Origin of the sequence: Bacillus cereus group sp. MYBK222-1 (assembly GCF_051916425.1) — a bacterium.
Classification (GTDB): Bacteria; Bacillota; Bacilli; order Bacillales; family Bacillaceae_G; genus Bacillus_A; species Bacillus_A paranthracis.
Genome location: NZ_JBQAGP010000001.1, coordinates 22,999 through 45,195 on the forward strand (window position 1 = coordinate 22,999; position 22,197 = coordinate 45,195).

Sequence of the window (22,197 nt, forward strand, 5' to 3'; positions counted from 1 at the left end):
AAGTTCTACTGTTTTTTATTTTTTTGTAAAATCAATTAAATAAATAATAGTAGAACTTTTTTTCTAACTTAGTCGAATGAAGAATAATGAGAGGGGTGTCGTAAAGCGATGAAATTATATACAAAAACAGGAGATAAAGGAACAACAAGTGTAATAGGTGACAGAGTGGATAAAGATAATATCCGAGTGGAAGCATATGGCACGATAGATGAGGCGAATTCTCATATTGGATATGCGATGACTAAACTACAAGGCGGGGTTTTCGGAGATATTTACAATGAACTTGAAACGATTCAACATGAACTATTTGATTGCGGGGGAGACTTGGCGATAGTAGGTGAGAAAATTCCTTATAAAGTAAAAATTGAAATGGTCGAAAACTTAGAAGGTAGAATTGATTCATATATAGAAGAAGCACCGCCGCTAGAGCGCTTTATTTTACCAGGTGGAAGCGAGTCGGCAGCTGCTATTCATATTGCACGTACAGTTGTAAGGCGAGCAGAACGATGTATCGTGTCCCTGCAAAAAGAAGGAGAAATAAATGAAGTTGTTCTAAAGTATGTAAATAGATTATCTGATTATTTATTTGCAGTAGCTAGAGTAATAAACGCTCGATTACAAGTAAAAGATGTAGAGTATAATCGCAGTGCAATCGTTTTTCGTGATAAGAAAGAGAAGGAAGTGGAGTGATTCACTTTCTTTTTTTGTATAGTTTTTTCTGTAATATACCAAAATAGAGAAGGTATGGTCGTAATTAGAAAACGGAGGATGTATATGAAAGCTTTAAAATACGGCGTCATGTTATTGACAGTACTGTTTTTATCTCAATTACATGTGTACGCAGAGGGAAATCAATGGGCATGGCCTGTTGAAGGACAGATAAGTGATTATTTTGGAACAAGGCACGGAAAACACTACGGTATAGATATAGCGGCACCGATCGGCACGCCTGTGTCAGCTATTCAAGAAGGGAAGGTAACAAAGTCTTATTATTCAAGTAGTTATGGAAACGTTATATTTATTAAACATGGAGAATATGAGGCTGTGTATGCACATTTAAATAAGAGATATGTAGTTCAAGGGGATTATATTTCAAAAGGAGAAATAATTGGAGAAGTAGGAAATACAGGAGAATCCCGAGGTGCACACTTACATTTAGAAGTTCATCAAGGAAGATGGACGATGGCAAAAAAGAATGCGATGAATCCATTGCTTGTTTTACATGAACAAAGAAATGAAACAGTTTCTTCATCGTTATACGTTGTCCAAAAAGGTGATACTCTAGTTAGCATTGCACGGAAATTTAGAATGTCCGTTAAGGAAATTCAAGAAAAAAATGGGTTGCAACAAGAGCTCATTTATCCAAATCAACAATTATATGTAAAGTAAAAAAAAGAGCTAGTTTAACTAGCTCTTTTTTACCAAAAAATAAAGACACATATAAATCCAGAAATAGCTAAGTAGCTATATAAGTAAAATACTTTCGCTCTTGTTTTTTCGTTTGTTCGAAATAGTACAATAGTCGGTTCAATTAAACCAATTGTCAAACAAAGTAAACCAAGAAGCATACAACCGATTGAAATAGAGTACAGGGCGATTTGTGGTCCTTGAAATGGAATCATCCATTTTAATAAAAATGCAATGAGTGCAGTATAGCAAATGCTGCCGATGTATTTATTCAACGGTGCATTAGAACGGAAACCAGGAAGTTTTTTTAAGAAAGAGCGGGAAACAACTTCAGTTTGTAAAGATGTATGCTCTTCGATTATTTTTTGAGCTTCTTTTCCTTTTTGGAAAAGGGATAATATCCAGTTTCGCTCACCTTGAAAAATAAATTGTGAAGTTGTTAAATAATGATCCACCTTCACTTTATTCCAACTCTTCCACGGATGACGCTCACATAATTTTAATTTACTTTCTGTCTTTTTATCATACTGATAAATACTGATGCCATCTTCATCGAAAGCAGCATAGTATGTCTCGCTTGAGAATGTGCCTAAATCAATTGGACAGTAGAAAAGTAATTCTTTTTTTAAGTAAAAGTATTCTTTCCTTAAGTTTTTTTTCATTGTTTCTCGAATAGAGTGTCTCTTCTCTTTCTTCATGACATTTCCTCCATAATCCAGAAAATGTTCTTATCTTAACAATTCAACATCTTATCACTTTTAATTATATATGACTAGGGGATTCATAGGAGAAATGCCGAATACTAAAAAATATGGAGTGTATTGTAAAATATAATGAATGATTTTGATTATGTAAAATCAACAACTTATTTTTAATAAGTTACGATTTTTTTGTTCACAATACGATCATGTTGTTGTATAATGAAGTGGAAAATAGAATATCGGTCTATCTTCGGGGCAGGGTGAAAATCCCGACCGGCGGTGATGAACTATATGTGATTTTGTTCTAAGCCCGCGAGCCGTTAAGGCAGGATTTGGTGTGATTCCAAAGCCGACAGTACAGTCTGGATGGGAGAAGATGGAGGTTCAAGCGTTCAAAAAAGATAAGTATTTGAACGTCTGTTTGATGTGCCTTAAATTCTCCCTTTGTGTAAAACACAAAGGGTTTTTTCGTTCTATGAAAAAGTAGGCATAGCAGAACCTTTCCACTTTCCATGAGATGATCGATGGAAAAGGAGAGAGAAAGATGAAACAAAAAAACAGTGTAGTGCAGATGGTGAGTGTAGCGATGCTAAGTAGTATTGCATATTTACTGATGATGTTGGATTTCCCATTCCCAGGGCTTCCGCCATTTTTAAAAATTGATTTTAGTGATGTACCAGCTCTAATTGCTGCAATTATTTTCGGGCCGGTTGCAGGGATAATTGTAGAAGCGATAAAGAATATTTTACATTACGGGATTCAAGGGAGTTTAACGGGAGTACCAGTTGGAGAAATTGCTAACTTTATTGCAGGATGTTTATTTATTGGACCAGCAACTTTCTTATTTAGAAAGTATCGTACTGTTAAGAGTTTAACGACAGGATTAATGCTAGGGACAATTACAATGGCTCTTATTATGAGCGTATTAAATTACATCATCATATTCCCAGCTTACACTTGGTTTTTAAATTCACCAGCTATGTCTAGCGAAGCGATAAAGACAACGGTTGTAACGGCAATCTTACCATTTAATTTGATTAAAGGAATTGTTGTGACAATTGTATTTGTAGCGTTATTCTCACGCCTGAAAGTATGGATGTTTGCAAAAATGAAAAATGCATAAAATATAAAATAAAACCATTAGTAGTATGTAACTACTAATGGTTTTTTAATAAGGAGAATGAAAATAGAAAACAAAAAATACCCCTCAAAGGAATGAGGGGTATTTTTTGAAGTTAATAAAAGACTATTCGAACTTTAAAGCATCGCCGTCGAATGATTCGTCAGCAACTTTAATTGAGTCAGTTGGACAACCTTCAAATGCATCCATCATATCTTCAAGTAATACATCTGGAATTTCAACAATACCTTGGTTATCGTCTAATGTTACGAATGCAATACCTTCATCATCATAGTCATAAATGTCTGGTGCAGCAGCGCCACAAGCACCACATGCGATACAAGTATCTTTATCAACGATTGTATATTTTGCCATCTTTTTTCCCTCCTGATAATATGTATGTGAAAAGCTCGCCATAAAAATTATAACCTTATTGTAAAACGGTTTTTAAAACTTTTCAACATAAAATTATAATGATAATCCTTATCAATTAGAGTGTCAACTAATTTCTGCATTATGTCATAAGATTTTCAAAATACGTAAATGTTATTTCGTTTGGTACAATAGAATATATACAAGTACATATTGCCCATATGATAAGTTTAATGAGTAACTAAGTTAGATTGAAAGGTGGAAGCGGTAATGCAACTACAATATACTGTATTGTATTGTTTAAAACAATTGAATGGTGAAAGGACCGTTTCTTCTATTTATTATTTATTAAAGGGAAAACGTTCTTCGCAAACGTTACAAGATGGAAATATGTTCCGAATTTCTTTTTTGTTTGGAATATATAAATCGCTAAATAGAGCTGAATATGATCGTGAAGTTGCAAAGTTGTTGCAAGCAGATTTGATTCAAGAAATACATGAAAATACATATTTGTTAACACCTAAAGGTAAAATGCAGTTACATACATGGGAGGAAGGGTATGCTTTTCCAGCGCATTTACATGGTTTGCACTATGGTGAATTAGGTGAAACATTTTGGAAAAGATTATCTTTAATTATTCAAACTATATCTAATTTACAACAGAATAATACGAAGTTTATTCCTATTCAACAAGATACAGAAATAATGGTTTGGGTGAAACGCTTTTTAACAGGTATGCCGTATAGGCGTAGTGAATTGGCAAAAAGATTATGGAAAGAAATATATACTCTTTTAAGGAAATGTGATGTGGTAGAAGCAACGATTGTAACATATAGATTAACAGGATATGAACGTATCGGTTGTACATTGCAGCAGTTAGCAGAAATTACGAAACGAGATGTTTTCAGGGTGTACTTTTTATTTTGGGGTACAATTCATTTCCTTATACAAGAAGTTCGCGATTATGAAAATGAATTTCCGTTATTAGCTGAAATTATTTCTTATCCAAATGAGAGAGCTGAATTATTTAGTTTATCAACAAAAAAAACATATAATTTTTGGAGGCAAGGGCGCTCATTAGAAGAAATAGCGACAATTAGAAATCTAAAGGTTGCAACGATAGAAGATCATTTTGTTGAAATTGCTTTGCGAGAAAGAGATTTTTCAATCGAGATGTTTATGGAAAAAGAAAAAATAGATAAAGTAACAGAAGTAATTGATGCATTACAAACACGTAAGCTGCGTGAGTTGAAACAAGCGGTTGGAGAGGATATCTCTTATTTTGAAGTTCGTCTTGTATTGGCGCGGATGGAGGGTATAAATGAAACTTGAGGAATATTTATATAGGTGGTTTGGATATTCTGAATTTCGTCCAGGTCAAAAAGGGGTAATTACAGATTTATTGGAAGGAAAAGATGTTATAGCGATGCTTCCGACCGGAAGAGGGAAGTCTATGTGCTATCAACTTCCAGGGCTCATGCAAGAAGGGACAGTACTTGTTGTATCACCATTATTATCTTTGATGGAAGATCAGGTTACACAATTAAAATATGTTGTGAAAAACCGAGTGATAGCATTTAATAGTTTTCGGACATTACAGGAAAAAAGAGAAGCGATGAAAAGATTAGCTTCTTATAAATTTATTTTTGTATCACCAGAGATGTTGCAGTCGGAATTGTTAATAAGAGAATTGAAGAAAGTTCATATTTCATTATTTGTTGTGGATGAAGCTCATTGTATTTCGCAATGGGGTTATGATTTTAGACCAGATTATAAAAAACTAAATGTAGTTATTAAGAATATCGGGTCTCCTACAGTGCTAGCATTAACTGCAACAGCGACGAAAGATGTACTCCGAGATATAGCAGAGAGTTTGAATTTAGAGAATGTGACGCAGCATGTATACTCTATTGATCGTCCAAATATAGCAATGGAAGTACAATTTGTAGAGACGATAGAAGAGAAGAAAGAGGCGCTTTTGGACCAGGTGATGTATTTACAAGGGCCGGGGATTGTATATTGTTCAAGCAGAGCGTGGACAGAACGTTTAACGGAATATTTAAGAGGAAAAGGCGTTACTGGTGTCGCTTTCTATCATGGTGGTATGGAACATGAAGAGCGTATGTTAATTCAACAGCAGTTTATGAATGACCAATTACAGCTTGTAATATGTACAAGTGCTTTTGGTATGGGAGTAAATAAATCAAACACGAGATATATTATTCATTTTCACTATCCGACTAATATAGCTTCTTATTTACAAGAAATCGGAAGAGCTGGAAGAGATGGTGAACCAAGTATAGCTATTTTACTATGTAGTCCGTTAGATCACGATTTACCAATTTCAATAATTGAAGATGAATTGCCAAGCCAGTCACAAATACAATTTTTATTTTCTTTACTACAGGAAAGAATGTTTCAAACGAAAGAATTACCAATAGAAGAGGTAGAAGAAATTTGTTATAATGCAGCAAGATTTAATGAACAATATTGGCGTTTCATCCGCTATCATCTTGAACAGCTTGGAATCATACAACAACGAAAACTAATATTAGAGAGCTTGTCAGATGAAATTATGAACAGATTAATAGCTGAAGTAGAAATAAGGTTACGTAATAAATATAGTGAGCTAGAAAACATGAAATCATGGATACAAGTGAAAGAATGTAGACGAGAATATTTGCTGCGACAGTTCGGTTACAGAAAAGAGGGCGAGTTAAAGAATTGCTGCGACTATTGTCATATTACAAAAACAGATTATAAAAAAAGACAAGCGCAACAATCGGATTTCGACTATAATTGGGAAACAGAGTTACAAAAGCTTTTCGGTCTAGAAAAGATGGGGGAATGATGAACATTCAAAGGCATAATATTGAAGATATGAGTCCGAAAGAAATAAGGCTGAATCTGTATATCACACAGTTCATTATTATCGGTATCGGTTGTTTACTAGCATATATACTATTCCGAGATATAAAATCGGTGTATAGTCTGTGGAAATGGGAACCGGTGTCTATACTTATAATAGGTGGCTTGTTAGCGATTGGTATTGTGTTATTAGATTATGTTGCAATGCGAGTATTTCCAGAGTCTTGGTTTGATGATGGTGGTATTAATGATAGGATGTTTCAAGGGATGTCAGTTATGCATCTACTCGTTATTACGTTCATTATCGGCTTTGCAGAAGAATTTTTATTTAGAGGTGTAGTGCAGACACACTTTGGAATTGTAATAGCGAGTTTTGTATTTGCAGTGTTACATATTCGGTATATAAAAAAGCCATTTTTGTTTTGTTTCGTCTGTTTCATTAGTTTTGTCTTTGGTTACGTATTTGAATGGACAGGAAATTTGTTTATAACAATCTTTGCACACTTTCTTGTTGATTTTATAATGGGACTCCAATTAAGAAAATAAATGGAAGGTGGTGGTGAACAACATGAGAAGACGAATTCCTGATTTTGAAGAGGAATTAGAAGTTGAGCGAGTGGAAGAAAAAGAAGGTTTACCGCCGCGTAGTGAAATTCATAGAAATAAAGAAAAAAAACAAAAGTTTAAAATGAATCATATTTTCGTTCGAGTTTTAACATTTCTATTCATATTACTACCAATTAGCATCTTATGGTATACAGATAAATATATTCAGGTGAAAAGTGATAGTAATAACGCTGGAAAAAGTGCATTTGAGGTTATTTTTTTTGATTCAGCTAAATCTGAGTCCGAGGCATCATCTGAGAAAGTCGTCACGCATACGGTGAAAGAGGGAGAAACTTTAGAAAGTATAGCGAAGCAATATTTTTCAGATGAAACTGGGATCGAAGTGATTAAAAAGTATAATGATTTACAAAAAGATGAAGTGAATGTAGGTCAAGAATTAAAAATTCCGATAAAAGATAAGTCCACAAAGCGAGAAAGTTAGTAAAATACTTACTATAAAAACTGAGGATTATCTTTATGAGGAGGGGAGTAAAAATATATGATATGGATTATCTTATTAAGTACTCTCGTTTGTATTGGTATTATAATGCTTCTTGTAATGTATACAGAAGCAATGCGTAATACGGTGCTAGAACATACTTTAATATTTGAAGAATTTCCGAAAAGTTTTCAAAAAGTAAATGTATTTTTTATATCTGATATTCATAGAAGGGTCATTTCGAATTCGTTAATGGAACAAGTAAAAGGAAGAGTTGATCTTGTAATTATTGGTGGTGATTTAGCGGAAAAAGGTGTCCCTTTATCGAAAATCTCTGCAAATATACAAAAGCTAAGAGCGATAGCTCCTGTATATTTTGTATGGGGAAATAATGATTATGAAATTGAATATCATGAATTAGATGCTTTGTTATTAGAAAATAATGTAAAAGTTTTAGATAATACAAGAGTTGTATTTGAGTCTGAATTAGGAGAGAAAATTTGTTTGCTCGGTGTAGATGATGTTGGTTTGGAACGTGATCGTTTAGATTTAGCGTTGGCTGATTGTAAAGAAGATGGTTTTCGCATATTAATTAGCCACAACCCTGATATAATAAATAAAATGTCTGGAAAAGAACAAATTTCACTTGTGCTAAGTGGACATACACATGGAGGGCAGATTCGATTATTCCCATCTAAAAAATATTTAAAAGGTGGCGTATATAAGCATTCAAATATAACTCTTTTTGTTAGTAATGGGTATGGAACAACGTTGATTCCACTTCGCTTCCGAGCACCTGCTCAAACACATATTATTACGTTATGCGGAGGGAAATGATGCCAACTCTAAACGGAAAATATAACATAAAAGCTGTTTCAAAAATAATTGGAGTTCAACCAAGTACGCTTCGTGCATGGGAAAGAAGATATCAAATGATTGCCCCAAAGCGGAATCATGCGGGGCATCGATTATATACAGAAGAGCATATTCAAATTTTGAAATGGTTAATGGACAAGGTTTCTTCCGGCATGATGATTGGACAAGCAGTTCAATTATTAGAAGGGAATCGTTTGCAGAATAGTGTTCAAAATGAAATACATTACGATAGAGAAGTTGTTTTAGTGGACGATTTACTACAAGCTTTGTTAAAATTTGATGAAATTACAACTTCTGCATTGTTAAACGAGGCCTTTAGTATTTATGCAACAGAAAAAGTTATCGCAAGTATTGTTCTTCAAGTGTCAAATAAATTGTTAACGTTAAAAAATAATAATGAAGTTACAATGGTGCAATTCCAATATGTCGTATCATTTTTACAAACGCGTCTAGGGATGGTATATCATAATGCATCATCGTTTTCTTCTATACACAAAGTTGTTGTGTTAGAAAGTAATATGTTGAAAGGGTTTGTTTTCTCAACGTATTTACGATTAAAAGGATATGAGGTGATATATATTAGGGCAAGCTTAGCGGAAGATAGTATTACGTTAGCTGTTGAGCAAATAAGACCTAAATATGTAGTAATCTCTTTTGATGACGGACGAGAACTGAAGAACGCAACGAGCTACTTGAATTTGTTGCAAGAAAAAAGTGAAAACCTTTCTGTTGGGGTTATAGGAGAAATAGGTGCTGGAAATCAGTTGAACATTCAAACAAGCCTAATTGGTGACACGAAAGAAGAATGGGATGATTGGTTAAAAATGTTAGAATAGTTGTTCGAAAAGAACCATCTATTTTCTATTTCATATAATAAAAATTATATTCATTGGTTGCGTAGGGAGGGTATGAGATGAGGCTGGAACGATTAAATTACAATAAGATAAAAATTTTCTTAACATTTGATGATTTATCTGAACGAGGATTAACGAAAGAAGATTTGTGGAGAAATGCACCGAAAGTACAGCAATTATTTCGTGATATGATGCAAGAAGCAAATAAAGAATTGGGATTTGAAGCGGATGGCCCGATTGCAGTTGAAGTATTTTCTCTACAAGCGCAAGGAATGGTCGTAATTGTAACGAAAGAACATCAAGAAGCGGATACAGATGATGAGTTCCGTGACGAGTTTATTGAAATGCAAGTGACTCTAGATGAAAGCGAGCATATCCTTTATGAGTTTGCTACACTAGATGACGTAATTAACCTGTCGAATCGTTTATATAACCTTGATGTAACTGGCGGAAAATTATATACGTGGGATGGGCGTTTCTATCTTTGGATGGAAGAAGAGGAGCAAATACAATTACTGAAGGCAGATTTTATAGCTATTTTAGCGGAATATGGTAATCCGTCTACAGCAACTATTTATCGTCTAATGGAGTATGGTAAAGAATTAATGGCTTCTCAAGCAATTGAACAAATACACAATTACTTTGTGAAAAAACAAAACCTTAGCTAATGTAACATAGCTAAGGTTTTGTTTTTTACCTTACTTAAATGTATTTTTTCAAAGTACTGTACATGAATAAAATAAAAAATATTTAAATATTTAAGTATTTTACTTTTCTAAAAGCGATAAAAGGACTATAATGATAGTGAAAACGCTTGCAAAAGAAAATACTTTGTATATATTTGTTAGCGTTTTCTATTGCATTCCAAATTTAACGGTGTATACTAGGCAATGAAGGTTTACTAAACAAGTGAAATTACAGGGGGTTTACTTACTATGGTAGCCGAAAAGGGAACTCAAACAAAAACACAACAACAAAGGGAACAACATTTTGAACTATTGAATTCAACACAAATTGTTATTAGTGAAGCGTTAGAAAAATTGGGTTATCCAAACGAAGTATATGAATTATTAAAAGAACCAGTTCGTATGATGACAGTGAAAATACCAGTTCGTATGGATGACGGGACTGTTAAAATATTTACAGGATATCGTGCACAACATAATGATGCTGTTGGTCCAACGAAAGGTGGAATTCGCTTCCATCCGAATGTAACAGAAAATGAAGTGAAAGCACTTTCAATTTGGATGAGTTTAAAATGTGGTATTGTTGATTTACCATATGGCGGAGGTAAAGGTGGAATTATCTGTGACCCGCGTGAAATGTCATTCCGTGAGTTAGAAAGATTAAGCCGCGGTTATGTACGAGCAATTAGCCAAATCGTAGGACCGACGAAAGATATTCCAGCTCCAGATGTATTCACAAACTCTCAAATTATGGCATGGATGATGGATGAGTATAGCCGTATTGACGAATTTAATTCACCAGGATTTATTACAGGTAAGCCACTTGTATTAGGTGGATCACATGGACGTGAAACAGCAACAGCGAAAGGTGTTACAATTTGTATTCGCGAAGCTGCAAAAAAACGCGACATTGATATTAAAGGTGCACGCGTTGTTGTTCAAGGATTCGGTAATGCTGGTAGCTTCTTAGCTAAATTTATGCATGATGCAGGTGCGAAAGTTATTGCGATCTCAGATGCTTACGGCGCATTACATGATCCAAACGGATTAGATATTGATTATTTATTAGACCGTCGTGATAGCTTCGGTACAGTAACAAAACTATTTAATAATACAATTTCAAACAAAGAATTGTTAGAACTTGATTGCGACATTTTAGTTCCAGCTGCAATTGAGAACCAAATTACAGAAGAAAATGCTAATGATATTAAAGCAAAAATCGTTGTTGAAGCTGCAAATGGTCCAACAACATTAGAAGCAACTAAAATTTTAACAGATCGCGGAATTTTACTTGTTCCAGACGTATTAGCGAGTGCTGGTGGGGTAACAGTATCTTACTTTGAGTGGGTACAAAATAACCAAGGTTACTACTGGACTGAAGAAGAAGTAGAACAACGTTTAGAAAAAGTAATGGTAAGATCATTTGATTCTATTTATGAAACAGCACAAGTTCGTAAAGTGAATATGCGCTTAGCAGCGTATATGGTCGGTGTTCGTAAAATGGCTGAAGCAAGTCGCTTCAGAGGTTGGGTATAATATTATATTGTGAGAAAACGTGATTCCTTTCGAGGGAATCACGTTTTTTTGTTGAAGTATTAGAGTGAGGTGTTGTAAATGGGAAATGAAATGATGGAACGGGTAGAACAATTAGAAGAAAAGGTTAAGAGGTTAGAGGGAGAACTTGCAAGAACGACGAAAGCCAAAAAGACAAGTATTGTTCGGGTGTTCGGGGAAGGGCTACTGTTTTTAATATTTGGTGCGGTTGTAGTAGGGCCAATTATCGCCTTTGTAATCACGATTCTTACTGGATTTGCTGAAAAATAAAATAAAAACGAAAAGAACGCTTGTTCTATGCGAACAAACGTGCTATACTCTCCTTAGATAAACAAAACGGAAATGATTTTAAGGAGAGATAAATGATGAAAATGACAGTAGACCAAAGATTTATGATGCCAGCGGATGTTGTAGAACGAGTGGAAGTATTAAGAAACAAACAAAGTAAGCGCGGCACATTATTACAATCAGTAAATAAATTTTTCGGTTTAGATACGAAAGAAGATTGTGTTTGGTTTTACGGTTTTTATGGAGTTGCTGTAAGTATTTTATTATTTATGGTGTTCACATCAAATATTTTCGATTTTCTCTTCGCGTAAGAAATATGCTATAAGGACATTGCTACCGAATACATATATAAAGAAGTAAGGTAATCTTCTGAAGCGGGAGTTGGTAGTAATGGCGATGTTTCCTATAGAGCGTAACTATATTGGATATGGAAGTTCACGGCCGGGAATTCCTCTTTCTAAAGTAAGGTTTATTGTAAGCCATGATACGGGGAATCCTGGTAGCAATGCGATTGGGAATCGGGATTATTTTAATGAAATACAACCGAAAGCTTCGGCACATACATTTATAGATGACAAAACAATACTAGAAATTATTCCTATAAATGAAGTTGCTTATCATGTTCGATATGGTGTGCCGACAGATAATGACTTATATGGGTATGATGCCAATAAGGCTGCCATTGGAGTGGAGCTTTGTTATGGCGGTGATGTTAATTTTTGGGAAGCATATACCCGTTTTACGTGGTATCATGCGTATTTATGTCAAAACTTCGGCTTGAATCCGAAAAAAGATATCGTATCACATAAAACACTTGATCCAGCCAGAAAGATTGATCCTGAAAATGTTTTAGGGAAACAAGGTATTAAATTTCAGCAGTTTTTAGCAGATGTCTATCGGATGTACGTTTCGTTTAGATGACAAATATATGAAAAATGAATACAATAAAGATAGGTGCCTACTGTTGTAAGTAGGTTTTTTCTTGTTTTTATAAATAGTGTATTGGTAGAAGACTAGGAGTGAACCGAGTATGCAGAAAGAAACAGCTATCATAATTGGAGGCGGTCCGTGCGGATTAGCAGCAGCAATTTCGTTGCAAAAGGTAGGGATAAATCCGTTAGTAATTGAAAAAGGAAACATTGTAAATGCGATTTATAATTATCCAACCCATCAAACATTTTTCTCTTCTAGTGAAAAATTAGAAATTGGTGATGTAGCTTTTATTACAGAAAATCGTAAGCCTGTTCGAAATCAAGCGCTTGCGTATTATCGTGAAGTAGTAAAGCGTAAATCTGTACGTGTAAATGCTTTTGAACGAGTAGAGAAAGTTCAAAAAGATGGAGAAGTTTTTCAGGTTGAAACGACAAAGCGTGACGGAAGTAAAGAAATGTATATAGCGAAATATATTGTTGTAGCAACTGGATATTATGACAATCCAAATTATATGAACGTTCCAGGTGAGGAATTGAAGAAGGTAGCTCACTATTTTAAAGAAGGACATCCTTATTTTGATCGAGATGTAGTAGTTATAGGTGGGAAAAACTCGAGTGTAGATGCCGCGTTAGAGCTTGTGAAAGCTGGTGCGCGTGTAACGGTACTATATCGCGGAAGTGAGTATTCACCAAGCATAAAGCCTTGGATTTTGCCAGAGTTTGAGGCGTTAGTTCGAAATGGTACAATTCACATGCATTTCGGGGCTCATGTGAAAGAAATTACTGAACATACATTAACGTATACAGTTGATGGCGAAGCATATACAATCCAAAATGATTTTGTATTTGCGATGACTGGTTACCATCCTGATCATAGTTTCTTAACAAAGATGGGTGTTCGGATTGATGAAGCGACAGGACGTCCAATTTATGCAGAGGATACGATGGAAACGAACGCTGCAAATATTTTCATTGCAGGTGTAATTGCTGCTGGAAATAATGCAAATGAAATATTTATTGAGAACGGTCGATTTCATGGGGATGCGATTGCGCAAACCATTGCAACAAGAGAAATATAAAAAGAAGCTGTCGGAATAAACTTCGACAGCTTCTTTTTTAATCGTGCATAAACATGTTTTGGATTGCTTCATGAGAAGTTGTATTCTCTAATGCAACTAATAATTTAATACGTGCTTTTTGAGCGTTTAAACCGTATGTGAATACAATACCCATATCTTTTAATTGTTTGCCGCCACCTTCATATGAATATACATCTTGAACGATCCCATTGAAACAGCGAGAAACTAATACGACAGGAATTCCTTTATTTATTAGCCGTTCTAGACTAGGAAGTGTTCTTGGAGGTAAATTACCTTGTCCAAGCGCTTCAATAACAATCCCGTCTACTGGAAGATTTTCAATTGCTGCTAACAATGTATCGTCCATACCAGCGTACGCTTTTAGAACGACTACATTTTTAGAAACCTTATTTACTGAATATGTTTCGTGATGTACTAAAGCATGGTGGAATACAACACCACGTTTTGTTACCATACCGATTGGTCCATACTGTGGACTTTGGAATGTTGCTACATTACTTGTATGTGTTTTCGTTACGTTTGTAGCGCAATGAATTTCGTCGTTTAATACGACTAAAACGCCTTTTTCGGCAGCTTCACTACTGCTAGCGACTTTTACAGCTGATAAGAAGTTATATAGACCATCAGCACCTAATTCATTGCTAGAGCGCATTGCGCCTGTTACAACGATCGGAATAGTTGCTTGTACTGTTAAATCTAAGAAATAGGCCGTTTCTTCTAATGTATCCGTACCATGCGTAATGACTACGCCATGAATGTTGTCTTGTTTTACTCTTTCATCAATGATGACTTGTAATTGTAACATTTCGCTCGGTGTCATATGAGGAGATGGTAGATGAAACACATCTTCAACGATTAAATCAACATCGCCTTCTAAATCAGGAATGAATTTTAAAAGAGGATTTTTTTCACCTGGTTGTACGACCCCAGTTTCTTTATCTTCCTCCATTGCAATTGTTCCACCTGTGTGTAAAACTAGGATTCTTTTCAATGCTTATACCCCTTTCAAGTAAAAAAATACATTTAGAACATAACATGTTTTGAGTAAATTCGACAATGGAAATGTATAAAAGTATGCCTCGAAAATGACAATAAAATGAAATGCTATATGTACGATGTATAAAATTACGAAACGAAATGTGCAAATACAGTATAGGAGGGAGCCATTACGTTGAAAAAGATGGAGAGAATGCTTATTCGTATATTAATAATACAATTCATTTGTCTTTCTGTTGTGCAATTGTTATTTATACATAAGTCATCAGTGAAATATTTATCTAAAATTGTTTATTATGAAGGTGTCATGGTAAAAAACAAAGCAGAAATCTTACAGGTGAATAGGTAGTTTTCATTTTCTTCTATGAAGGATTATGCTACAATAATTGAGGATTTAATGACGTGAAGCAAATGAGAAGAAGCAGGAGAATACCTGCTTTTCGTTTTGTTTTATAAGTGAAAAAATGAGGTGTTACAATGGATAAACGAATTTCAATTGCTATAGATGGTCCAGCAGCTGCTGGAAAAAGTACAGTTGCGAAAGTTGTAGCGAAGAAGCTTTCTTACGTTTATATTGATACAGGCGCAATGTATCGTACGATTACATACGCAGCCCTTGAGCAAAAAGTGGATATTGAAAATGAAGAGCAGTTAATGGAAGTTGTAAAAAATGTGAAAATCGAGTTTCAGCAAGGAGAAAATACACAACTTGTATTTTTAAATGGACAAGATGTTTCTGAAGTAATTCGTACACCTGAGGTAACGAATCGAGTATCGATTGTGGCGAAACATCGCCTTGTTCGTGAAGAAATGGTACGCCGTCAACAAGAGTTAGCGGAAAAAGGCGGCGTTGTAATGGATGGTCGTGATATTGGTACACATGTGTTACCAGATGCTGAAGTGAAGATCTTTATGCTTGCTTCTGTTGAAGAAAGAGCAGAAAGAAGACATTTAGAAAATATGAATAAAGGTTTCGATTCTAATTTAGAGCAATTAAAAGAAGAAATTGCTCAGCGTGATAAATTAGATTCAGAACGCGAAGTTTCTCCTCTAAAAAAAGCTGATGATGCATTGGAATTAGATACAACTTCTTTATCAATTGAAGAAGTTGTCCAAAAAATTATGGGTATTGTTTCGGGAGTGTTTGCGAAATAAAGAAAGGGGGTAGCCTCTTTCTTTTTTGTTTATATAAAAATGTAAAGGATACGTGAATTGTGAGTCTCTTTCCTTGACAAATGACTGGATTTATAAGAAGTTAGTTAAAGAGGAATAAAACTGTCAGAATATATTCGCTATTATATTTCAAAACATACTTTCTTCAACATGATTTTGCTGTATACTATTTATATAGGTTTAATATATTTTCTAGTGAAATGTATGAAGCTTACGTATGTGATGATAAATTCTTAAACATGCAAATGAAAACAATTGTTTTCATTTCGTATATACATAAAAAATGCTTTGTCAATTCTGTAGGGAGGTATTTCCATGGTAGAGAAAATGAATGAAGAAGTTATGGATTCAAAAGAATTACAAGTTGGTGACGTTGTTACAGGTACTGTAACGAAAGTTGAAGAGAAACAAGTGCTTGTAAATGTTGGATACAAAACAGATGGCGTAATTCCAATTAGTGAATTAGCTAACGTTCATATTGAAAAAGCAAGCGATGTTGTAGAATTAGATCAAACACTAGAATTAAAGGTTATTAAGTTAGAAGAGGATGATCTTGTATTATCTAAACGTGCTGTTGATGCAGAAAAAGCATGGGTAGAATTACAAGAGAAATTTACTTCTGGTCACGTATTTGATGTTACCGTAAAAGATATCGTGAATGGTGGATTAGTTGTGGACCTTGGTGTTCGTGGCTTTATACCAGCTTCACTTGTAGAAGTACATTATGTAGAAGATTTTACTGACTATAAAGGCAAAACATTAGCCGTGAAAATTGTTGAATTGGACCGTGAAAAAAATCGTGTAATCCTTTCGCATAAAGCGGTAGTAGAATTAGAACTAGATTCTAAGAAGAAAGAAGCAATTTCTTCATTAAAAGAAGGCGACGTTGTTGAAGGGACAGTACAACGACTAACGGATTTTGGTGCTTTCGTAAATGTTGGCGGTGTGGACGGTTTAGTTCATATTTCACAAATTTCACACGAACGTGTAGAGCAACCTTCTGAAGTATTAGAGCAAGGTCAAAAGGTAAAAGTAAAGGTATTATCTGTTGATGCTGACACACAACGTATTTCTTTATCAATTAAAGCAGCTCAACCGGGACCTTGGGAAAATGTTGGTGGCGAAGTAAAAGCTGGAGATATTCGTGAAGGAGTAGTAAAACGTCTTGTTACATTCGGTGCATTCGTTGAAATTTTACCGGGCGTTGAAGGTCTTGTGCATGTATCTCAAATTGCAAATCGTCACGTGAAAAATCCAAATGAAGTATTGGAAATGGGACAAGAAGTAAAAGTGAAAGTGCTTGAAGTGCATGTAGCAGAGAAACGTATTTCTTTAAGTATAAAAGAAGCGCTTGAGGAAAATAATGTAACTGAAGATTATAGTCAGTATGAACCGAATGCTGATTCTGCTACTTTCCAATTAAGTGACATTATTGGTGAACAACTGAAAAAATTAAAAAAATAAAGAGGGGTACAAGTGGTAAGGGCAAAACGTAAATTAGATCATATTGAATACGCTCTTTCTACTGGTCAGTCTCGTACGCATGGCTTTCATGATATTGATTTTGTGCATCAAAGCTTGCCAAATTCAAATTATGACACAATAACATGTGAAACAAAAATCGGCGAACTTTCACTAAGTTCGCCGATTTTTATCAATGCGATGACTGGTGGTGGAGGAGAGAAAACGTTACATATTAATGAGCAATTAGCATATGTAGCGAAACGTCATAACCTTGCTATGGCTGTAGGATCGCAAATGGCAGCGTTAAAAGATGAAAGTGAGGCTGCTTCTTATAAGATTATTAGAAAGGTAAATCCAAATGGTATTTTCTTTGCTAATTTAGGTAGTGAGGCAACTGTTGAACAGGCAGAGCGTGCTGTTGATATGGTTGAAGCGAATGCATTGCAAATTCATTTAAATGTCATACAAGAGTTAACGATGCCAGAAGGAGACCGTGACTTTACTGGTGTACTTCAGCGTATTGAGAAAATTGTTTTAAATAGTAAAGTTCCTGTCATTGTAAAAGAAGTTGGATTTGGGATGAGTAAGGAAACAATGCAACAGTTAGCGAGCGTAGGTGTAACGGCAATTGATATTGGTGGACAAGGTGGTACGAATTTTGCTGCTGTTGAAAATGAAAGAAGACAGCGAATGCTTTCTTATTTTAATAACTGGGGCATACAAACAGCTACCTCGATTATTGAAGCAACCTCTACAAATAATAACCTCTCTTTTATTGCATCTGGGGGTATACAAACAGCGCTTGACGTAGCGAAAGCAATCGCATTAGGGGCGAATACAACTGCTTTTGCTGGATACTTTTTACGCATTTTAATGCAAGATGGCATCGAGAAGTTAGTGGATGAAATTGATCTATTACATGCAGACTTGAAATTTATTATGACAGCTCTTGGCGCGAAGACGATAGAAGAGTTACAGTCTGTTCCTCTTGTTGTAAAGGGCGAAACGTATCATTGGTTAACGCAGCGTGGCATTGATACGACGCATTATAGTAGAAGATAAAAAATCGACCGTTTGGTTGATTTTTTTGTTTTCTATTCATTTTAGTAATATAAAGCGAGGGATGGAATTGATATTCTAGAAAAATGAAATAATTCCTATATATAAACAGTATCTTGTAAAATTTGCGACTGAGAAATGTAGATAATGTGCCATTGAATTATTGCAGAAGGTTTAATTTTTCTAAGAAAAATAGGTATGGATAAAAATAAAGTTTAGAAAGATTTGTATGTGAAATGTTATTTCAATATGAATAGAAATTATGAAGAAATATGTAAAAGACGGTTTCGTACAATATCGAAACCGTCTTTTTGTATTCATTAGTGCTGATTCTGTTTTCGAGCTTGCTCAGGTGTATCAAGTCCAGTTGCACCCGGATATTGTAGTGATTGGTCACGATCAGATTCAACGCGGCGAGATTCTCTTAGTTTTCGTTCTTGACGATCTTTACCCATAATGAATAGCACCTCCTTATTAAAAGTGTTGCTGTTATATGAAAAAACTATGCGCGAAGAAAGTGGATTAACTTTCATAAAAAGTTCCCATAATGGAAAACATAGGAGGTGAAATGATGGAAGGGAGTACTTTTTATTTTGTAGCTTGGATAGGGTGGATTGTCGTAACATTTTTTATGAAAAAGGACTCTATTCGGTGGAAGATAAGCGCCTGTATATTGATTTTTATTATTTGTTCTCCGTTACATGTAACGATTGCTTCATTTACGGTATCAGTAAATGCACTTTTACTTTCTGGTATAGCTTTTATAGGACTCACGCTCTATTCTATTTGGAAAAAATTATATAGCTTACTTTCGGCACTTATTATTGCAATGTTATATACAAGTTTTCATTTGTTAGAAGTATATGATCCAATTTGGATTGTGGTGGACAGGTTGTTTTTGTTAAGTAGTGCTCTTGTATATGCATCCGTTTTATTACATGAGGATCGCATATTACGACTATGTTCTCTTTATATAGGAATGTTACAGGGAGAATTGTTTGTGACAATTATTTTTCGGAAACTGCATTTTCCTTACGATTACGGTAGTTTAGCGTTTTTTGATATCGTTGCTGTTTCTACATTATTCATGGCAATTTTATTTTGGATTGCGAAAGTCTCCGTACACATGGAACAGTTTAAGAGGAAAACACGTAAAAGAAAGGCGAGGGTAATACATGATTGAATATACACCGGCCATTTTATGCGGCGTAATAGCAGGGACAGTAACGAGAGTGCTCATGCTTCGGACAGATACCCGGCAATATCCGACGAGGCTCCACGGGAAAATTATTCATATTGCGATGGGGTTAATTGCGGCGGCTTTAGGAGCGATTGCAATTCCGTCTATATTGAAAAAAGATTTTTCTGCCATTACGTTTCTTACGTTAGCAGCAACACAGTTTCGTGATGTGCGTAATATGGAAAGAAATACACTTCAACAATTAGATGGTTATGAGCTTGTACCACGTGGGAATACATATATTGAAGGAATTGCATTAGTTTTTGAAAGTCGCAACTATTTGGCGATGTTAACGTCGTTTGTAACGACGTTTGCTTATATAGGGTTCCGTTCATGGATTGCTGGAGTCGTTATGGCTATCATCGCATTTTTTATCGCGAAAACATTAATGTCTGGTAAGAGGTTGCATGATCTTGTTGATATCGAGCATGTTCCACTTCGTTTTGAAGGGGCGGGGCTATATATTGATAATATTTACATTATGAATATTGGATTGCCAGCAAGACAAGAGGAAATTATGAAATATGGAATGGGCTTTATTTTAAGACCGAAATCAATTGATGCGATGGTGACAATCTCAAACTTAGGGCAACGACAAGCTATTTTACATGATGTTTCTGTTGCTTTAGGGATTTATAGAGATTCTGGTACGCCGGCACTTGCGCCGCTAGCAAAGCGTGATTTAGAGGATGGCAGGGTTGGAATCTTTGTCTTACCACAAGATCAAGATGTGGAGAAAGCAATAGGTGTCATAGGGAACGTGCCGACGTTAGAAAGTGCTGTTCATATGTCATCGGAAGCCCCGAAAGGAAGGGGAGATAAGAGATGATGTTAGAAAGTGTAATTCTTGCAGTTATTACAACGACTCCGGAGAAATTTGCTGGTGGTGCCCCTCTGTTTACTTGTGAATCGACAGAGGAGTTAGAATTTGTTGCAAATAATTTAGAGGCAATTTTAGATGGCATTGCGCATCGCTTACAAGAGAATGTATATATTATTGTGAAACATTAGCAACGTGTGTTATAATGTGAGGTGTTTTGATACGCTGAGAAATATTCTGGAATGCAAATCCCTTCTTGCACAAAGAAGGGTTTTTTACATAATAAACAGAAGCAAGTTGAAAGGATGAAAGTATATGCCGAAACCAGTAATAGCAATAGTAGGCCGCCCGAACGTAGGGAAATCTACTATTTTCAATAGAATTGTTGGAGAGAGAGTTTCAATTGTAGAAGATATTCCAGGTGTAACGCGCGATCGTATTTATAGCGCTGGAGAATGGTTAAATCATGAATTTAACATTATTGATACAGGTGGAATTGATATTGGAGACGAGCCATTTTTGACACAAATTCGTCAACAAGCTGAAGTGGCAATTGATGAAGCGGATGTTATCATTTTTATGACAAATGGTCGTGACGGTGTAACAGCAGCTGATGAAGAAGTTGCGAAAATATTATATCGTTCAAATAAACCGGTTGTACTTGCAGTAAATAAAGTGGACAATCCGGAAATGCGCAGTGACATTTATGATTTCTATGCATTAGGATTTGGTGAGCCATTCCCAATTTCAGGTACACACGGATTAGGATTAGGTGACTTATTAGACGAAGCTGCACAGCATTTTCCAAAGATTGAAGAAGACGGATATGATGAAGATACAATTCGTTTCTCTTTAATTGGACGTCCAAACGTAGGGAAATCATCACTTGTAAATGCTCTTCTTGGTCAAGAGCGTGTAATTGTTAGTAATGTAGCAGGAACAACTCGTGATGCTGTCGATACACCATATAGTAAAGATGGAAAAGATTATGTAATTATTGATACAGCTGGTATGCGTAAAAAAGGGAAAGTGTATGAAAGTACAGAAAAGTATAGTGTACTTCGTGCACTAAGAGCGATTGAACGTTCTGACGTTGTTTTAGTCGTTTTAGACGGTGAAGAAGGAATTATTGAACAAGATAAAAAAATCGCTGGATACGCTCATGATTCAGGGCGAGCTGTCGTGATCGTTGTAAACAAATGGGACGCAGTGAAAAAAGACGAGAAAACAATGAAAGCATTTGAAGAAAACATCCGTGCTCATTTCCAATTTTTAGAGTACGCACCGATTGTATTCTTATCTGCAAAAACGAGAAAACGTACACAAACGTTAATACCGGTTATCGATGAGGTAAATGAAAGCCATAGTATCCGTATTCAAACGAACGTATTAAATGATGTAATTATGGATGCGGTAGCGATGAATCCAACGCCAACGCATAATGGTAGTCGTCTGAAGATTTTCTATGCAACACAAGTTGCGGTAAAACCACCAACATTTGTTGTGTTTGTAAACGATCCAGAACTATTGCACTTCTCATATGAGCGCTTCTTAAAGAATCGTTTACGTGAATCATTCGGCTTTGTAGGAACACCGATTCACATTATCGCTAGAGCAAGAGACTAATGGAGAGGATGTGATT

Annotated in this window: 27 protein-coding genes and 1 riboswitch; of the genes, 23 read left to right on the plus strand and 4 right to left on the minus strand. The window is 35.3% G+C overall.

The features are described from left to right. Window positions 1-108: 108 nt before the first annotated feature. A complete protein-coding gene (locus ACTFR9_RS00110; protein ID WP_000781263.1) occupies window positions 109-690 on the plus strand; it encodes a cob(I)yrinic acid a,c-diamide adenosyltransferase in 582 nt (193 codons plus the stop codon). 84 nt (window positions 691-774) lie between these two features. Beyond that, window positions 775-1,389 (plus strand): peptidoglycan DD-metalloendopeptidase family protein, encoded by a 615-nt coding sequence (locus ACTFR9_RS00115; RefSeq protein WP_000645703.1) that lies wholly within the window; start codon window positions 775-777, stop codon window positions 1,387-1,389. 29 nt (window positions 1,390-1,418) lie between these two features. Here the strand turns inward: ACTFR9_RS00115 and ACTFR9_RS00120 are convergent, their stop codons facing one another. Then, window positions 1,419-2,105, minus strand: coding sequence for a hypothetical protein (locus ACTFR9_RS00120; RefSeq protein WP_000711807.1), 687 nt, complete (start codon window positions 2,103-2,105; stop codon window positions 1,419-1,421). A gap of 245 nt (window positions 2,106-2,350) precedes the next feature. Continuing rightward, window positions 2,351-2,490: riboswitch (FMN riboswitch) on the plus strand. A gap of 162 nt (window positions 2,491-2,652) precedes the next feature. On the opposite strand from ACTFR9_RS00120, the gene ACTFR9_RS00125 reads away from it, so the two are divergent. Next, window positions 2,653-3,231: an ECF transporter S component gene (locus ACTFR9_RS00125; protein WP_073536395.1), complete on the plus strand. Its 579-nt coding sequence runs from the start codon at window positions 2,653-2,655 to the stop codon at window positions 3,229-3,231. Window positions 3,232-3,354: 123 nt separating this feature from the next. Here ACTFR9_RS00125 and ACTFR9_RS00130 read toward each other — a convergent pair whose 3' ends face one another. Next, window positions 3,355-3,603 (minus strand): ferredoxin, encoded by a 249-nt coding sequence (locus ACTFR9_RS00130; protein ID WP_001151996.1) that lies wholly within the window; start codon window positions 3,601-3,603, stop codon window positions 3,355-3,357. 267 nt (window positions 3,604-3,870) lie between these two features. Between ACTFR9_RS00130 and ACTFR9_RS00135 the strand changes: the two genes are divergently transcribed. From ACTFR9_RS00135 to ACTFR9_RS00190, 12 genes are all read left to right on the plus strand, one after another. Continuing rightward, window positions 3,871-4,932, plus strand: coding sequence for a helix-turn-helix domain-containing protein (locus ACTFR9_RS00135; protein ID WP_001176997.1), 1,062 nt, complete (start codon window positions 3,871-3,873; stop codon window positions 4,930-4,932). After that, window positions 4,922-6,451 carry a RecQ family ATP-dependent DNA helicase gene (locus ACTFR9_RS00140; RefSeq protein ID WP_000762996.1) on the plus strand — a complete coding sequence of 510 codons (1,530 nt, stop codon included), beginning with the start codon at window positions 4,922-4,924 and terminating at the stop codon, window positions 6,449-6,451. Before ACTFR9_RS00135 ends, ACTFR9_RS00140 begins: the two co-directional genes overlap by 11 nt. Continuing rightward, window positions 6,451-7,014 carry a CPBP family intramembrane glutamic endopeptidase gene (locus tag ACTFR9_RS00145; protein ID WP_001025765.1) on the plus strand — a complete coding sequence of 188 codons (564 nt, stop codon included), beginning with the start codon at window positions 6,451-6,453 and terminating at the stop codon, window positions 7,012-7,014. The genes ACTFR9_RS00140 and ACTFR9_RS00145 overlap by 1 nt, the downstream gene beginning before the upstream one ends. Window positions 7,015-7,036: 22 nt before the next feature. After that, on the plus strand, window positions 7,037-7,516 hold the full coding sequence (locus ACTFR9_RS00150; RefSeq protein ID WP_001254345.1) for a LysM peptidoglycan-binding domain-containing protein: 480 nt from the start codon (window positions 7,037-7,039) through the stop codon (window positions 7,514-7,516). Window positions 7,517-7,573: 57 nt separating this feature from the next. Next, window positions 7,574-8,350: a metallophosphoesterase gene (locus ACTFR9_RS00155; RefSeq protein ID WP_073536396.1), complete on the plus strand. Its 777-nt coding sequence runs from the start codon at window positions 7,574-7,576 to the stop codon at window positions 8,348-8,350. Further along, window positions 8,350-9,225 (plus strand): MerR family transcriptional regulator, encoded by an 876-nt coding sequence (locus ACTFR9_RS00160; RefSeq protein ID WP_139264488.1) that lies wholly within the window; start codon window positions 8,350-8,352, stop codon window positions 9,223-9,225. Before ACTFR9_RS00155 ends, ACTFR9_RS00160 begins: the two co-directional genes overlap by 1 nt. A 77-nt stretch (window positions 9,226-9,302) precedes the next feature. Continuing rightward, window positions 9,303-9,911 (plus strand): genetic competence negative regulator, encoded by a 609-nt coding sequence (locus ACTFR9_RS00165; protein ID WP_001235392.1) that lies wholly within the window; start codon window positions 9,303-9,305, stop codon window positions 9,909-9,911. Between the two features lie 267 nt (window positions 9,912-10,178). Further along, window positions 10,179-11,465, plus strand: a complete 1,287-nt coding sequence (gene gudB / locus ACTFR9_RS00170; protein ID WP_000225176.1) for an NAD-specific glutamate dehydrogenase — start codon at window positions 10,179-10,181, stop codon at window positions 11,463-11,465. Between the two features lie 78 nt (window positions 11,466-11,543). Further along, entirely contained in the window at window positions 11,544-11,753 is a 210-nt protein-coding gene (locus tag ACTFR9_RS00175; protein WP_000526181.1) for a hypothetical protein, read from the plus strand. A gap of 92 nt (window positions 11,754-11,845) precedes the next feature. Beyond that, window positions 11,846-12,082 carry a DUF3961 domain-containing protein gene (locus ACTFR9_RS00180; RefSeq protein WP_001983018.1) on the plus strand — a complete coding sequence of 79 codons (237 nt, stop codon included), beginning with the start codon at window positions 11,846-11,848 and terminating at the stop codon, window positions 12,080-12,082. A gap of 79 nt (window positions 12,083-12,161) precedes the next feature. Next, window positions 12,162-12,692, plus strand: coding sequence for a peptidoglycan recognition protein family protein (locus ACTFR9_RS00185; protein ID WP_001240643.1), 531 nt, complete (start codon window positions 12,162-12,164; stop codon window positions 12,690-12,692). A gap of 109 nt (window positions 12,693-12,801) precedes the next feature. Continuing rightward, window positions 12,802-13,782, plus strand: coding sequence for a YpdA family putative bacillithiol disulfide reductase (locus tag ACTFR9_RS00190; RefSeq protein ID WP_001168493.1), 981 nt, complete (start codon window positions 12,802-12,804; stop codon window positions 13,780-13,782). 37 nt (window positions 13,783-13,819) lie between these two features. Here the strand turns inward: ACTFR9_RS00190 and ansA are convergent, their stop codons facing one another. Then, on the minus strand, window positions 13,820-14,794 hold the full coding sequence (gene ansA, locus ACTFR9_RS00195) for an asparaginase (RefSeq protein ID WP_000822020.1): 975 nt from the start codon (window positions 14,792-14,794) through the stop codon (window positions 13,820-13,822). Window positions 14,795-14,974: 180 nt separating this feature from the next. Here ansA and ACTFR9_RS00200 point away from each other — a divergent pair, with 180 nt between their 5' ends. The 4 genes from ACTFR9_RS00200 to ACTFR9_RS00215 all read left to right on the plus strand — a co-directional run bounded on the left by ACTFR9_RS00200 (window position 14,975) and on the right by ACTFR9_RS00215 (window position 18,498). Next, entirely contained in the window at window positions 14,975-15,148 is a 174-nt protein-coding gene (locus ACTFR9_RS00200; protein ID WP_000738061.1) for a YpfB family protein, read from the plus strand. A gap of 128 nt (window positions 15,149-15,276) precedes the next feature. Beyond that, window positions 15,277-15,954, plus strand: coding sequence for a (d)CMP kinase (gene cmk / locus ACTFR9_RS00205; protein ID WP_000361264.1), 678 nt, complete (start codon window positions 15,277-15,279; stop codon window positions 15,952-15,954). A gap of 333 nt (window positions 15,955-16,287) precedes the next feature. Then, a complete protein-coding gene (gene rpsA, locus ACTFR9_RS00210) occupies window positions 16,288-17,436 on the plus strand; it encodes a 30S ribosomal protein S1 (protein ID WP_000229577.1) in 1,149 nt (382 codons plus the stop codon). Between the two features lie 12 nt (window positions 17,437-17,448). Continuing rightward, entirely contained in the window at window positions 17,449-18,498 is a 1,050-nt protein-coding gene (locus tag ACTFR9_RS00215) for a type 2 isopentenyl-diphosphate Delta-isomerase (RefSeq protein WP_000251042.1), read from the plus strand. Window positions 18,499-18,815: 317 nt separating this feature from the next. Here ACTFR9_RS00215 and ACTFR9_RS00220 read toward each other — a convergent pair whose 3' ends face one another. After that, entirely contained in the window at window positions 18,816-18,950 is a 135-nt protein-coding gene (locus tag ACTFR9_RS00220) for a YpzI family protein (protein ID WP_000513900.1), read from the minus strand. A 116-nt stretch (window positions 18,951-19,066) separates the two neighbouring features. Here ACTFR9_RS00220 and ACTFR9_RS00225 point away from each other — a divergent pair, with 116 nt between their 5' ends. The 4 genes from ACTFR9_RS00225 (at window position 19,067) to der (ending at window position 22,181) form a co-directional block, all read left to right on the plus strand. After that, window positions 19,067-19,678: a YphA family membrane protein gene (locus tag ACTFR9_RS00225; protein WP_000399224.1), complete on the plus strand. Its 612-nt coding sequence runs from the start codon at window positions 19,067-19,069 to the stop codon at window positions 19,676-19,678. Continuing rightward, the gene (locus ACTFR9_RS00230; protein ID WP_000575282.1) at window positions 19,671-20,564 is read left to right on the plus strand and encodes a YIEGIA family protein; all 894 of its coding nucleotides are present in this window, start codon (window positions 19,671-19,673) and stop codon (window positions 20,562-20,564) included. The genes ACTFR9_RS00225 and ACTFR9_RS00230 overlap by 8 nt, the downstream gene beginning before the upstream one ends. After that, window positions 20,561-20,746, plus strand: coding sequence for a capping complex subunit for YIEGIA (locus ACTFR9_RS00235; protein ID WP_000979054.1), 186 nt, complete (start codon window positions 20,561-20,563; stop codon window positions 20,744-20,746). Before ACTFR9_RS00230 ends, ACTFR9_RS00235 begins: the two co-directional genes overlap by 4 nt. Window positions 20,747-20,870: 124 nt before the next feature. Continuing rightward, entirely contained in the window at window positions 20,871-22,181 is a 1,311-nt protein-coding gene (gene der / locus ACTFR9_RS00240) for a ribosome biogenesis GTPase Der (protein WP_001125893.1), read from the plus strand. Window positions 22,182-22,197 lie beyond the last annotated feature (16 nt).

What these genes read in the sequence shown, in the direction of transcription:
- ACTFR9_RS00110 (WP_000781263.1), top strand. Translation starts at nt 109, where the DNA reads ATGAAATTATATACAAAAACAGGAGATAAAGGAACAACAAGTGTAATA.
- ACTFR9_RS00115 (WP_000645703.1), top strand. Translation starts at nt 775, where the DNA reads ATGAAAGCTTTAAAATACGGCGTCATGTTATTGACAGTACTGTTTTTA.
- ACTFR9_RS00120 (WP_000711807.1), bottom strand. Translation starts at nt 2,105, where the DNA reads ATGAAGAAAGAGAAGAGACACTCTATTCGAGAAACAATGAAAAAAAAC.
- ACTFR9_RS00125 (WP_073536395.1), top strand. Translation starts at nt 2,653, where the DNA reads ATGAAACAAAAAAACAGTGTAGTGCAGATGGTGAGTGTAGCGATGCTA.
- ACTFR9_RS00130 (WP_001151996.1), bottom strand. Translation starts at nt 3,603, where the DNA reads ATGGCAAAATATACAATCGTTGATAAAGATACTTGTATCGCATGTGGT.
- ACTFR9_RS00135 (WP_001176997.1), top strand. Translation starts at nt 3,871, where the DNA reads ATGCAACTACAATATACTGTATTGTATTGTTTAAAACAATTGAATGGT.
- ACTFR9_RS00140 (WP_000762996.1), top strand. Translation starts at nt 4,922, where the DNA reads ATGAAACTTGAGGAATATTTATATAGGTGGTTTGGATATTCTGAATTT.
- ACTFR9_RS00145 (WP_001025765.1), top strand. Translation starts at nt 6,451, where the DNA reads ATGAACATTCAAAGGCATAATATTGAAGATATGAGTCCGAAAGAAATA.
- ACTFR9_RS00150 (WP_001254345.1), top strand. Translation starts at nt 7,037, where the DNA reads ATGAGAAGACGAATTCCTGATTTTGAAGAGGAATTAGAAGTTGAGCGA.
- ACTFR9_RS00155 (WP_073536396.1), top strand. Translation starts at nt 7,574, where the DNA reads ATGATATGGATTATCTTATTAAGTACTCTCGTTTGTATTGGTATTATA.
- ACTFR9_RS00160 (WP_139264488.1), top strand. Translation starts at nt 8,350, where the DNA reads ATGCCAACTCTAAACGGAAAATATAACATAAAAGCTGTTTCAAAAATA.
- ACTFR9_RS00165 (WP_001235392.1), top strand. Translation starts at nt 9,303, where the DNA reads ATGAGGCTGGAACGATTAAATTACAATAAGATAAAAATTTTCTTAACA.
- gudB (WP_000225176.1), top strand. Translation starts at nt 10,179, where the DNA reads ATGGTAGCCGAAAAGGGAACTCAAACAAAAACACAACAACAAAGGGAA.
- ACTFR9_RS00175 (WP_000526181.1), top strand. Translation starts at nt 11,544, where the DNA reads ATGGGAAATGAAATGATGGAACGGGTAGAACAATTAGAAGAAAAGGTT.
- ACTFR9_RS00180 (WP_001983018.1), top strand. Translation starts at nt 11,846, where the DNA reads ATGATGAAAATGACAGTAGACCAAAGATTTATGATGCCAGCGGATGTT.
- ACTFR9_RS00185 (WP_001240643.1), top strand. Translation starts at nt 12,162, where the DNA reads ATGGCGATGTTTCCTATAGAGCGTAACTATATTGGATATGGAAGTTCA.
- ACTFR9_RS00190 (WP_001168493.1), top strand. Translation starts at nt 12,802, where the DNA reads ATGCAGAAAGAAACAGCTATCATAATTGGAGGCGGTCCGTGCGGATTA.
- cmk (WP_000361264.1), top strand. Translation starts at nt 15,277, where the DNA reads ATGGATAAACGAATTTCAATTGCTATAGATGGTCCAGCAGCTGCTGGA.
- rpsA (WP_000229577.1), top strand. Translation starts at nt 16,288, where the DNA reads ATGGTAGAGAAAATGAATGAAGAAGTTATGGATTCAAAAGAATTACAA.
- ACTFR9_RS00220 (WP_000513900.1), bottom strand. Translation starts at nt 18,950, where the DNA reads ATGGGTAAAGATCGTCAAGAACGAAAACTAAGAGAATCTCGCCGCGTT.
- ACTFR9_RS00225 (WP_000399224.1), top strand. Translation starts at nt 19,067, where the DNA reads ATGGAAGGGAGTACTTTTTATTTTGTAGCTTGGATAGGGTGGATTGTC.
- ACTFR9_RS00230 (WP_000575282.1), top strand. Translation starts at nt 19,671, where the DNA reads ATGATTGAATATACACCGGCCATTTTATGCGGCGTAATAGCAGGGACA.
- ACTFR9_RS00235 (WP_000979054.1), top strand. Translation starts at nt 20,561, where the DNA reads ATGATGTTAGAAAGTGTAATTCTTGCAGTTATTACAACGACTCCGGAG.
- der (WP_001125893.1), top strand. Translation starts at nt 20,871, where the DNA reads ATGCCGAAACCAGTAATAGCAATAGTAGGCCGCCCGAACGTAGGGAAA.